Source organism: Bosea sp. 29B, from assembly GCF_902506165.1.
Lineage (GTDB): Bacteria > Pseudomonadota > Alphaproteobacteria > Rhizobiales > Beijerinckiaceae > Allobosea.
Genome location: NZ_LR733817.1, coordinates 5,480,687 through 5,492,777 on the forward strand (window position 1 = coordinate 5,480,687; position 12,091 = coordinate 5,492,777).

A 12,091-nucleotide genomic window follows, 5' to 3' on the forward strand; every position below is an offset into this window, starting at 1 on the left:
ATCGCTTCTTGTCTTGCTGCTCGAATCATGCGGATCGATGCGGTGGCTTCGGCAGCCGGGCCGCCGCAGCATCCGCATGATGCGCCTGATCCGGGGAGCGGTACAGCAGCGGCAAGCTAGCTGATTCGTCCCCGGTCGGTTCTGGTCTGTGGTCGGAGCCGGCTTATTGCCTGCGGCTTACCCGGCCCTTGCATGTGATCGCGACCAAAGGAAGGCGAAGATGGCGTTGAACGAAGGCGTACCGGCCCCCGACTTCACCTTGCCGACAGATGGCGGCGGCTCGCTCACGCTCTCCGGCCTGCGCGGCCGCAAGGTCGTGCTCTATGCCTATCCGCAGGACGACACGACGAGCTGCACCAACGAGGCGCTCTCCTTCGATGCCTTGCGCGACGATTTCGCCGCGGCCGGCACGTCGGTCATCGGCATCTCGCCGGATTCGGTGAAGCGCCATGACAAGTTCAAGCAGAAATACGGCCTGCAGCTGACGCTGGTCTCGGACGAGGAGCGCAAGGCGATCGAGGCTTACGGCCTGTGGGTCGAGAAGCAGATGTATGGCCGCCACTATATGGGCGTGGAACGCAGCACCTTCCTGATCGACGAGGCCGGCAGGATCGTCCGCGTCTGGGCCAAGGTCCGGGTCAAGGGTCATGCCGAGGCCGTGCTCGCAGCCGCCCGCGAAATCTGAGGCCAGGGCTCGGATACCCGCAAAACCCGCTGAGATTTGCGATTGGTTAACCCTAACGAGGTCTAATCATCCTATCGCAGCGTCACTTCCGGTTTTGCGTATGACCTCCTTGGATTCCCGTGCTCAGGCCGCCGGCCACGAGCTTGCCGTGACTGGCATTCTTGCCCGCCGCAGCTTCACCGTTCGCCGCTCGACCGCCTTGCTCGGTCTCAGCCTCCTGGCGCTGACCACTGCCTGGAGCGGCGCGACGAGCTGGTACATCCTGCGCAAGGACGACCTCGCCGCGCGGTTGATCAGCCGCGAGACCTCCCGCCAATACGCCTATGAGGATCGGATCGCCGCCCTGCGCGCCGATGTCGACCGGCTCGCCAGCCGCGCTTTGCTCGACCAGGACGGCGTCGAGGCCCGCGTCGGCGAGATCGCCACGCGCCAGGCCGAGCTCGAATCGCGGCAATCCCTGGTCAACGCTGTCGCCGAAAGCCTGCAATCGGCCGGTATCGGCGTGTCGCAAGCCGCCAAGAACCCGCTGCGCCAGCGCATGATCAAGCCCGAGGAACCGGTCCGCGCCTCCGGCGTCACCAGCTTCGCGCCCTTTGCCTCCGGCAAGCCGACCCCGGCACCGGAGACCCTGCCTCTGCGCGGTGCCGACGACCGCCCGGCGCCCTGGCAGTCGGGCGAGGCCGAGGCACCGGTCGCGCCGGCCAAGCGCGTCGCCGAGGCCCTGACCCAGCTCGACCAGTCGATCGAGCGCAGCTCGGCCACGCAACTCGCGGCTCTGCGCGAACTCGACAGGAATCTCGGCGATACCCAGAAGACGTTGCGCAGCGCTCTTGCCGAAACCCGCCTCGACACCGACAAGCTCACCGTGGCCGCCCAGGTCCCGAAGGGCGTCGGCGGCCCCCTGGTCCCGGTCAATCTCGATCCCTCGGCGGGGCCCTTCGAGGCGACCCTAAGTTCACTGCAGCCGCGTATCGCGACCGTCTTCCGCCTGCGCGGCCTCGTCGAGCAGCTGCCGCTGCGCCGGCCGCTCGCGGGAGAACTCGAGCTGAGCTCCAATTACGGCTATCGCGCTGATCCCTTCACGCGCGGCGCGGCCCTGCACACGGGCATGGACCTGCGTGCCGAGCACGGCTCGCCGGTGCGCGCGACCGGCCCGGGCAAGGTCGTGACGGCCGAGTATTCCGGCGGCTACGGCAATATGGTCGAGATCGAGCATGCCAGCGGCATCACCACCCGCTATGCCCACATGTCGGCGATCCTGGTGAGCGAGGGGCAGATCGTGACGGCCGGCACGTTGGTCGGCCGCGTCGGCTCCACCGGCCGCTCGACAGGCCCGCATCTGCACTACGAGACCCGCATCGACGGCGAGCCTGCCGATCCGAATCGTTTCCTGCGTGCCGGCGACAAGCTGGCCGGGCAGCTCTAACGACCCGCGACCAACGAGCGCAAATCCTCACAACCAGTTGCAGCATTCAGCTGCAACTGGTTGTTTTGATTCGATAAGCCAGTCGGAGTGAGCCCGCTCTCAGTCGATATCCTCGACTTCGACGGTCGTGCCGTAGACGCGCTGGGCCAGCGACGCTTCCATGAACGGGTCGAGCTCGCCATCGAGCACGTCGGAGGGCGCCGTCGAGGTAACGCCCGTGCGCAGGTCCTTCACCAGCTGATAGGGCTGCAGCACATAAGAGCGGATCTGGTGGCCCCAGCCGATATCGGTCTTGGAGGCCTGCTCCGCGTTGGCCTTCTCCTCGCGCTTCTTCAGCTCGGCCTCGTAGAGGCGGGCGCGCAGCATGTCCCAGGCCTTGGCCCGGTTCTTGTGCTGCGAACGCTCCTGCTGGCAGGCAGCCACGATACCGGTCGGGATATGGGTGATGCGCACCGCCGAATCGGTGGTGTTGATGTGCTGGCCGCCGGCGCCCTGGGCCCGGTAGGTGTCGATGCGGCAGTCGGATTCCTTGACGTCGATGACGATGCGATCGTCGACGACTGGGTAAACCCAGACCGACGCAAAGGACGTCTGTCGACGAGCATTCGAATCAAACGGCGAGATGCGCACCAGTCGATGCACACCCGATTCCGTCTTCAGCCAGCCATAGGCATTGTGGCCCTTGAACTGCAGTGTCGCCGATTTGATGCCGGCCTGGTCGCCATCCTGATATTCCAGCATGTCGACCTTGAACTTCCGCCGCTCGCCCCAGCGCCGATACATGCGCAGCAGCATCTCGGCCCAGTCCTGGCTCTCGGTACCACCGGCGCCGGGATGGATCTCGACATAGGTGTCGAGCATATCGGCTTCGCCGGAGAGCAGCGATTCGACCTGCAGCCGGCCGGCCTCAACCTCGACCGTCTTGATCGCAGCTTCGCCCTCGGCGATGGTGGCCGCATCTTCTTCCATCTCGCCGAGCTCGATCAGGGTCAGCGCATCGTCGACCTCACGCTCGAGCCGCGTGATGCCCTCGATCTGCGTCTCGAGCTGGGTGCGTTCGCGCATCAGCTTCTGCGCGGCTTCGGCGTCGTTCCAGAAATCGGGGCCTTCGGAAAGCGCGTTCAGCTCCGCCAGGCGTCGTTGTGCGACATCCCAGTCAAAGATGCCTCCTCAGCAGTCCGATCGACTGCTTGGCGTTGTCGAGTTGCGTCTGGATTTCGGGTCGCATGGTGCGGGCTAGGCTTTCCTGATGGGTTTCGATCGGGCACGCCGAACGGAATTGTTCAGATAGGGGTGAAAGGACCGGGTGTAAACGGCGGCCATAGCCTCGCCGGCAGTCGCGGTCAGAGCGCCTTGGCCATCTCGGCGAGCTTGGCGACGGTGTTCATGTTGCGCGCCGTGCCGGCATCGCCTGCCGGTATGCGCAGGCGCGAGTGAGCCATTCCATCGCCGTAAAAGACGTAGATCTCGCGCTGCCCCAGCCGCATCAATTCGTCCTGGACGCCGCGCGCGTCAGCCAACGCGTCGGCAGGAATCGGACCATCGACGAACAACGCGACCGTCCGATTGCCCGGCTTGTCCGAGAACGGATTGCGAGCGAGCACCCCGGCGATCTCATCCGCGGACCGGATCAGCACGCCCACGGGCTTTCCGGCATAGGCCTGCAGCCTGGCCTCGAGGCTCGCCTTGATCTGAGCTTCGTCCGCGTCGCTGGAAAACACGACATTGCCGCTGGCAATATAGGTTCGGACCTTTTGCAGGCCCGCGTCCTGGCACATCGCCGTCAGCTCGTTCATCGGGAGCTTCCCGGTGCCCCCGACATTGACCGCGCGCAGCAGCGCTACATACGCCTTCATTGGTCACAGCCCGCAGGCGACAAGGGGTTCCACCTGTCGCCGAAACCGTTCTCGAAAACCGAAGCGCAAGCGTGGGAATCGCCTTCGGCGCTCGCGCTCCACACTGGAAGAAGCGGTCTCTAGTAGAGACCGCCCGTACCGGAGCCGACCGAACGACCGCCAGCCGGCGCAACGCTCACCGCCCCGCCAGTGCCGTCGGAAGCGCCGATCACCGAATAGCTGTCCGGCGGCGCCGTGCCCGGCTTGAACGCTTCGAGGATGCCGCCTTCGCCGCCGGCACGCATGCCGGTACGGGGATCGACGCGGATCAGCTTGATGCCGGGTGGCACGCGGAACGGCGTCGCCGGCTTGTCCTTCAGCGCGACGGTCATGAAGTCGCGGAAGATCGGTGCGGCGTACTGGCCGGCGGTCGCCGAGTTGCCAAGCGACTTCGGCTTGTCGAAGCCCATATAGACGCCGACGGCGAGGTCCGGCGAGAAGCCGACGAACCAGACGTCCTTGGCGTCGTTGGTCGTGCCGGTCTTGCCGGCGAGCGGCTTGCCGACCGACTTGACCACCGTCGCGGTGCCGGCATTGACGACGCCTTCGAGCATCGAGACCATCTGGTAGGCGGTCAGCGGATCGAGGACCTGCTCGCGATTGTCGATCAGGCGCGGCTCACGCTGGTTGCTCCACTTCTCGGCCTCGCAGCCTTCGCAGGTGCGCTGGTCGTGCTTGAAGATCGTCGCGCCCCAGCGGTCCTGGATGCGGTCGATCAGCGTCGGCCGGATGCGCTTGCCGCCGTTCGCCAGCATCGAATAGGCCGCAGTCATGCGCATGACCGTCGTCTCGCCGGCGCCGAGCGACATCGAGAGCACCGGCAGCATGTCGTCATAGATGCCGAAGCGGCGGGCATATTCCGCGATCAGCGGCATCCCGACATCCTTGGCGAGACGCACCGTCATCAGGTTCTTCGAGAACTGGATGCCGTAGCGCAGCGTGCGCGGGCCGGTAAACTTGCCGTCGTAATTGCTCGGCGTCCACATGCCGAGACCACCGCCCTGGTCGACCTCGATCGGCGCGTCGAGCACGATGCTGGACGGGGTGTAACCGTTGTCGAGCGCGGTCGCGTAGACGAAGGGCTTGAAGGACGAGCCCGGCTGGCGCAGCGCCTGCGTCGCGCGGTTGAACTCGGACTGGTCATGCGAGAAGCCGCCGACCATGGCGAGCACGCGGCCCGAGAACGGGTCCATCACGGTGATCGCGCCGTTGACCTCGGGCATCTGGCGCAGGCGCACCTGGCCCGGCTTGCCATCGATCGGCTCGACATAGACCACGTCGCCAGCCGAGACCGCCTGCGAGACGCGGGTGCGCCGCGTCCAGCGGATGCCGTCCGGCCCGAGCGTCACCGTCTCGCGCTCCGGACGGAGCTGGCCGGAGGCTTCGCGGACCGGCTGGAGGCCGAGGCGAGCACTGTCGCCGCTGGCGTCGAGCACGACAGCCAGGCGCCAGGGCTTGACGTCGCCGAGCACCGGCAGCTCGGCGATGGCGAGGCCCCATTCGCGGCTCGCAGCGTCGATCTTCTGGATCGGGCCACGCCAGCCGCGCGCCTCGTCGAAGCGCACGAGACCGTCGACCAGCGCCTTGCGCGCCATCAGCTGCATCTTGGGATCGACCGTGGCGCGCACCGAGAGGCCGCCTTCGAGCAGCTTCTTCTCGCCATAGCGGTCCTGCAACTCGCGCCGGATTTCCTCGGCGAAATAGCCGGCGGCGATCTGGTTCGGCGAGACCGTGCGCGGGTTGACGCCGAGCGGCTGCTTCTTCGCAGCATCGGCATCGGGCCGCTTGAGGAAGCCGTTCTCGGCCATGCGGTCGAGCACGTAGTTGCGGCGCTCGATCGCGCGCTCGCGGTTGCGGAACGGGTGCAGGTCGGTCGGCGCCTTAGGCAGGGCGGCGAGATAGGCCGCCTCCTGCGCGTTGAGCTCGTGCACCGACTTGCCGAAATAGTTCAGCGCCGCGGCGGCGACGCCGTAACTGCCCTGTCCCGGAGCCGGCGCGCCGAGATAGATCTCGTTGAGGTAGAGCTCGAGGATCTTGTCCTTCGAATAGGTCGACTCGATTCGCAGCGCGATCAGCGCCTCGCGAATCTTGCGCTCGAGGCTCTGCTCGGAGCCGACCAGGAAGTTCTTCGCCACCTGCTGGGTGATGGTCGAGGCGCCCTGCGGCCGGCGGCCGGAACCGCGATTGCGGAAATTCGAGACCGCGGCGCGGGCCAGGCCCTCGGGGTCGACGCCGAAATGCTTATAGAAATTCTTGTCCTCGGCCGAGAGGAAGGCGTCGATGATCAGCTTCGGCACCGCCTGGATCGGCAGATAGAGCCGCCGTTCCCTAGCGAATTCGGCGATCAGGCTGCCGTCGCCGGCGTGGACGCGACTCATCACCGGCGGCTCGTAATTCCGCAACTGCGCCGAATCGGGCAGGTCCTTGGAGTAGTGCCAGATCACGCCGGCCGCGCCCGCGACGCCGATCACAAACAGGATCGTACCGACGGCGAACGCCCATCCGAAAAGGCGCAGTATGAACCGCATCGAGAATTTTGACCCTGGCTAGCGGCAGTATCGGCGCCCTCCCCCTTTGGCGTAGCGACCTGCCCGGCTGATCTTCAACTCATTTCTATATCACGGCAGAAATGGCGGAACCGTGGCTTTGCGACCACAAATCGCCATCTTCGACCGTCGAACAGTCAAGGCTTGCTTTGCGCAGCCTTGCCCGACACCTGCAGGCGCTCGAAATACTGGTCGACCGCCTGCTGAACGGCCGCGGAAGCCTGCGTGCGCCAGCCCTCGGAATTCAGGAGCTCGGCATCCTTCGGGCTCGACATGTAGCCGAGCTCGATCAGCACCGACGGCACGTCAGGCGCGGTCAATACGCGAAAACCTGCCGAACGCAACGGCACCTTGTGCATCTTCACCGAGCCGCCGAGCCTTTCGACCAGGTTTCGCGCGAAGATCGTCGAGAAGCTGCGGGTCTCGCGCTTGGCAAGATCCATCAGGATGCCCGCGACATCATGCACGTCCTCGCTCGAATCGAGGCCCGCGACGGCATCGGCCTGGTTTTCCTTGGCCGCCAGCCGCGCCGCCTCGGCATCGCTGGCGCGCTCCGAGCCGGTGTAGACGGTGGCACCGCGCACATCCTGAGCCTGCGCCAGCGAATCGGCGTGGATCGAGATGAAGAGGCTGGCCTCGACGCCGCGTGCGATACGGACACGGTCGTTCAGCGAGATGAAGGTGTCGTCCGAGCGGGTCATGATCACCCGGTAGCGTCCCTGCGCCTCGAGCTGTTCCTTCAGCTTCAGCCCGAAGGCGAGGACCACCGCCTTCTCGGCGATCGCCGCAACCTGGGTGCCGGGGTCGATACCGCCATGGCCGGGATCGATCACCACGATCCGGCGCGAATCGCCCTCGGCCTTGCGCTCGACCGGGATGCTCGGCAGCTGCGTCTTCGCCGTCGCCTCGCGGGCGAGCGCGGCAAACTCCTCGCGGCTCGTCCGCTTCAGCTCGACGACCAGCTCGCCGAAGCCGCCGCGCACCGGCTTGACCGATACGCTCGCCACCGTAGCCGGCTGGGCGAGATCGAGGATGATGCGGGATCGGTCGGCCATGAACAGGCCGTAGCGGAAGCCGGAGACGAAGCCTGCGGACTTGCGCCCCTGTTTCGGCTCGACCTGGAAATTGATCGAGGGCAGTTCGACGATGACGCGATCGGGCCCTGCCATGACCGTGGCGCTCGCGCTCACCGGCCGGGACAGCGCCATGGTCAGCCGGACATTCTCGCCATGGACCTCGAGCCGCGCATCGGTGCCAACAGGAAGATCGCTGGCTGAACGTGCCGGCGAATTCGCGGGTGCAAGAGAGAGCGATGACAGGAGCAGTACCGCATATGCGAAAAGCCGCAAGGCCGGCATGGCGATGCGGTGCGGGACGCCCTTTGCGGAGAGGCGAAGCCGGTGAAGCAGGAGGAAGCTCCTCGATTCGCTGGTTCGACGCTTAACAAGCCTTAACCATAGCGCCGCCAATCGTTGACAACCCGTTACCATGGCCGGCCGGCAGCGGAAACCGCGCCGGCCCGATCACCCACCGTTAACGCGCTTGCAAAAATGCATCGCCTGTCTGTAATGGAGACGGTTGCATCGCGAAGGCTACCGCAGCGCGCAAACCGGGTCCCTGGCCCGCTGACGCCCTGCGAACTGGCCGAACGACCGGATCATCCCGATCCGTGCCGGCGCGAAGGCAGCCAGCAACGGAATCGTCCGCGGACGGGCTTGCGCCAGGCAGCAATCGGCGCCGGTCTTCTTGTCCACGAGCGTGTCAACGCGGTGCGCCCCGTTCGAGGCGCGCTGCAGGTCAAAGGTAAGATGTCGGAGCAAACGACGCCGTTCTCCTTTTCGGTGTTTCGTCGAAACCTCTCAGGTGGCGACGGGCTGATTGCCCGCTCCGCCGCCCGCTTCCGTCGTCCGTCCCAGACCGAACTCCTCTCCCTGCAACAGGCCGGCTTCAGCCGGCAAACGCGCGGTGCCCCTGCCCGCGGCCGCGGATTGACGTCCGCAGCCCGGCGGATTGCCAAGGCCGCCGCGCCAATGGAATTGTCCCATGGCCAACAAGATGCTCATCGACGCCACCCACCCGGAAGAGACCCGGGTCGTGGTGTCCCGTGGCTCGCGTATCGAAGAGTTTGATTTCGAATCAGCCAGCCGCAAGCCGCTCCGCGGCAATATCTATCTGGCGAAGGTGACGCGGGTGGAGCCTTCGCTCCAGGCCGCGTTCGTCGAATATGGCGGCAACCGCCATGGCTTCCTCGCCTTCTCCGAGATCCATCCCGACTACTACCAGATCCCGGTCGCCGACCGGCAGGCCCTGCTCGCCGAGGAAGCGCGCGCCGAGCGCGAGGAAGAACGCGACGAGGAGAAGCGCGAGCGCCGTGGCCGCCGCGGCCGCCGCGATCGTGACAACCGGCCCAAGCGCTCTGCCGAAAGCGGCGAGACCGTCAGCGCCGAGGTCGAGGCCGGCGCCGCCCAGCCCGGCGACCTGGTCGAGACCAACGGCAAGGAAGCGGCCATGGTCAACGAAGGCGCCCCCGCCTTCGGCGAGAGCTTCGCGCCCGAGATCGCCGAATCCGCCAACGAGGACGCGGCCGAGAATTCCGCGCCGCTGACCTTCGAAACCACCGCCGAGGCGCCCGCCTCCGAGGACGGCGACGACGCGGCTGAAGCACGCCGCCCGTCGCAGGACGACGAGGACGCCGAGGAGAACGGCGGCGACGAAGCCCAGGAAGAGCCAGAGCATCTCGGCGGCGGCGACGCCCTCGACGACATGCCTGAGCGCCCGCGCAACCTGCGCCGCCAGTACAAGATCCAGGAGGTGATCAAGCGCCGCCAGATCATCCTGGTTCAGGTCGTCAAGGAAGAGCGCGGCAACAAGGGCGCCGCCCTCACCACCTACCTTTCGCTCGCCGGCCGCTATTCCGTGCTGATGCCGAACACCGGCAAGGGCGGCGGCATCTCGCGCAAGATCACCAATGCCGAGGACCGCAAGCGCCTCAAGGAGATCGCCCAGGAACTGGAGGTGCCGGAGGGGATGGGCATTATCCTGCGCACCGCCGGCGCGTCCCGCACCAAGCCGGAGATCAGGCGCGACTACGAATATCTGATGCGGATGTGGGAGAGCGTGCGCGAATTGACGCTCGGCTCGGTCGCTCCGGCTCTGGTCTATGAGGAGGGCAACCTCGTCAAGCGCTCGATCCGCGACCTCTACAACAAGGACATCGACGAGGTTCACGTCGCCGGCGAGAGCGCCTATCGCGAGGCCAAGGACTTCATGCGCATGCTCATGCCGAGCCATGCCAAGAGCGTGAAGCCCTATCGCGAGCAGACCCCGCTCTTCGCCGCCTTCGGCGTCGAGAGCCAGCTCGACGCGATGTTCTCGAACACGGTGACCCTGAAGTCGGGCGGCTACATCGTCATCAACCAGACCGAGGCGCTGGTCGCGATCGACATCAACTCCGGGCGCTCGACCCGCGAGCACAACATCGAGGACACCGCCCTCAAGACCAATCTCGAAGCGGCCGAGGAAATCTCGCGCCAGTTGCGCCTGCGCGACCTTGCCGGCCTCATCGTGATCGATTTCATCGACATGGAGGAGAACCGCAACAACCGCGCGGTCGAGAAGAAGCTGAAGGAGTGCCTGAAGAACGACCGGGCCCGCATCCAGGTCGGCCGCATCTCCGCCTTCGGCTTGCTCGAGATGTCGCGCCAGCGCATCCGCACCGGCGTGCTGGAGAGCTCCTCGGTGCCGTGCCCGCACTGCGCCGGCGCCGGCCTCGTCCGCTCGACGCCGTCGATCGCGCTGCAGATACTGCGCGCCCTCGAAGAGGCGCTGATCAAGAGCGCCTCGCATAATCTCGAGGTCCGCACCCGGCCCGAGGTCGCGCTCTACGTGCTCAACCAGAAGCGCGCCCATCTGCGCGACCTGGAAGAGCGCTTCAACATCGCGATCACCATCTCGGCTGATGCGGCCCTGCTCGGCACTCGCTATTTCGAGGTCGAGCGCGGCGAGTTCGTCGGCAACGAGAACCGCGTCGTGCCGGTCTCCAGCATGCGCGCCGAAGCGATCATCGACGAGCCCGAGGACGAGGACATCGTCGAAGTCGAGGTTGAGGCCGAGGCCGAGATTGAAAGCGGGGCCGAAAGTGAGACCGCGGCTGAGCCGCGCGCCGCTGCCGAGGGCGAAAGCCAGGAGAGTCGCGACGGCCGGCGCCGGCGCCGGCGCCGGCGGCGCCGGCGTGGTGGCGAGCGTGACGGGCAGGACCAGCAGGGTGCTGCCGAGGGCGACGACCAGACCGAAAGCGATGAAGACGACTCCGGCGAGGACGAGAACACTGCTTCGGCTCCTGTCGCGGTTGTCGCCGAGGACGCAACTCCGGCCGTGACCGAAGCGCCTGCTGCGGAACCGGAGGCCGATGCCAAGCCGAAGCGGGCGCGCCGCGGCCGTGCCAAGAAGGCAGAGGCAGAGGTAGAGTCTGAAACCGTCGAAGCCCCCAAGAAAGCTGCGAAGGAAGCTGCCAAGGCAGTGGAGAGCGCGGCGGAGAGCGTCGCCGAACCGGCGGAAAAGCCCAAGCGCAGCCGCTCGCGCAAGAAGGTCGTGCCGATCACCGAGGACGGCGTCGCCGCCACCCCGGCTGAGGTCGCGCCTGCTCCCGAGCCGGCAGCGCCTGAAGCCGTTGTCGCTCCGGCGCCCGAACCGGTGGTTGAAGAGGCGCCTGCTCCACGGGTCGTCGAGGAGCCGGTCGCGGTCGTGCTGACGCCGCCGGATCCGGATCGGCCGAAGCGCGGCGGCTGGTGGAACAAGCTGGCCGGACGCAAGTAAACATCCGGGCCGTCGCGAGCGATCGCGGCGGCCTTTTTCTTAGGCGGAGAGGATATGCGGCCACCGCGAAGCCCCGAACGTTTCGTGATCGCGGCCCTCGCCTGCGCCGGCCTGATCGGCTTGGCCGTCCTCGCCCAGCAGGCAATCGGCTGGCTCGGCGTCGGCCTCATCGGCCTGTTCACCCTTTTCGTCGCGGTGCGCTACGAGCTCGAGGGCAATCTGCCTGTCGGCCCGCAGATGACGCCCGACCTCTATGCCAGCCAGTTCGGCAAGCATGGCCGCGAACATGACGCCGAGCGCGCCGATCGGCGCCATGAATGGCAGGGTCAGCTCTCGGCCGCCCACCTCGCCGCCGGCATGGGCGCACTTCTGGCCCTGGTCGGCTTCGGCTTCTTCCTTATTCTGGAATTCGGACAGTAGCCGAGCAGCGCCCTATCGTAGCGAGTCCGCCCCGCAGCGATGCCAGCTCATCTGCGCGCCGATCTGTCCGCGGCGACCATAGCAATAGCCGGCCTGCTGCAATCCGGCGACGACACGATCCCGCTCAGCGCAGGCTTTTTGCGTGCGAGGATCATCTCCAGACCCGCCACGACAGGTACTGTTGAGCGCGGGATAGCTTGCGATCAGCTCATCGCCCGACTGCGCCTGCACCATTGCGGTGCCCGCGGCCATGATCGCCGCCAGGGACAGCGCCACATATCCCGATCGCGCGACACCGCGCATG

General features: G+C 66.5%; 9 protein-coding genes. 4 read left to right on the forward strand and 5 right to left on the reverse strand.

All coding sequences use genetic code 11. From position 1 onward, the window contains the following. Positions 1-220: 220 nt before the first annotated feature. Both GV161_RS26495 and GV161_RS26500 read left to right on the forward strand, forming a co-directional pair. Entirely contained in the window at positions 221-685 is a 465-nt protein-coding gene (locus GV161_RS26495; protein WP_152014853.1) for a peroxiredoxin, read from the forward strand. Positions 686-833: 148 nt separating this feature from the next. Further along, positions 834-2,111 carry a M23 family metallopeptidase gene (locus GV161_RS26500; RefSeq protein ID WP_244624090.1) on the forward strand — a complete coding sequence of 426 codons (1,278 nt, stop codon included), beginning with the start codon at positions 834-836 and terminating at the stop codon, positions 2,109-2,111. A gap of 99 nt (positions 2,112-2,210) precedes the next feature. On the opposite strand, the gene prfB is transcribed toward GV161_RS26500, so the two are convergent. The 4 genes from prfB to GV161_RS26520 form a co-directional block, all read right to left on the reverse strand. Continuing rightward, positions 2,211-3,339, reverse strand: a protein-coding gene (gene prfB, locus GV161_RS26505) for a peptide chain release factor 2 (protein ID WP_152014855.1) whose coding sequence is annotated in 2 segments (ribosomal slippage) — positions 2,211-3,269 and positions 3,271-3,339 — 1,128 coding nt in all. Because the reading frame shifts where the segments join, the coding sequence is not laid out codon by codon here. Positions 3,340-3,454: 115 nt separating this feature from the next. Beyond that, complete coding sequence (locus GV161_RS26510) at positions 3,455-3,967, reverse strand: DUF1697 domain-containing protein (RefSeq protein ID WP_152014856.1); 513 nt, start codon at positions 3,965-3,967, stop codon at positions 3,455-3,457. A 119-nt stretch (positions 3,968-4,086) separates the two neighbouring features. Continuing rightward, positions 4,087-6,534 (reverse strand): penicillin-binding protein 1A, encoded by a 2,448-nt coding sequence (locus GV161_RS26515; protein WP_152014857.1) that lies wholly within the window; start codon positions 6,532-6,534, stop codon positions 4,087-4,089. A gap of 155 nt (positions 6,535-6,689) precedes the next feature. Further along, complete coding sequence (locus GV161_RS26520; protein WP_159650429.1) at positions 6,690-7,901, reverse strand: N-acetylmuramoyl-L-alanine amidase; 1,212 nt, start codon at positions 7,899-7,901, stop codon at positions 6,690-6,692. 694 nt (positions 7,902-8,595) lie between these two features. Between GV161_RS26520 and GV161_RS26525 the strand changes: the two genes are divergently transcribed. Continuing rightward, complete coding sequence (locus tag GV161_RS26525) at positions 8,596-11,367, forward strand: ribonuclease E/G (RefSeq protein WP_152014859.1); 2,772 nt, start codon at positions 8,596-8,598, stop codon at positions 11,365-11,367. Between the two features lie 54 nt (positions 11,368-11,421). Further along, on the forward strand, positions 11,422-11,787 hold the full coding sequence (locus tag GV161_RS26530; RefSeq protein WP_152014860.1) for a hypothetical protein: 366 nt from the start codon (positions 11,422-11,424) through the stop codon (positions 11,785-11,787). A 12-nt stretch (positions 11,788-11,799) separates the two neighbouring features. On the opposite strand, the gene GV161_RS26535 is transcribed toward GV161_RS26530, so the two are convergent. Next, positions 11,800-12,090 (reverse strand): hypothetical protein, encoded by a 291-nt coding sequence (locus GV161_RS26535; RefSeq protein WP_152014861.1) that lies wholly within the window; start codon positions 12,088-12,090, stop codon positions 11,800-11,802. Position 12,091: the final 1 nt, after the last annotated feature.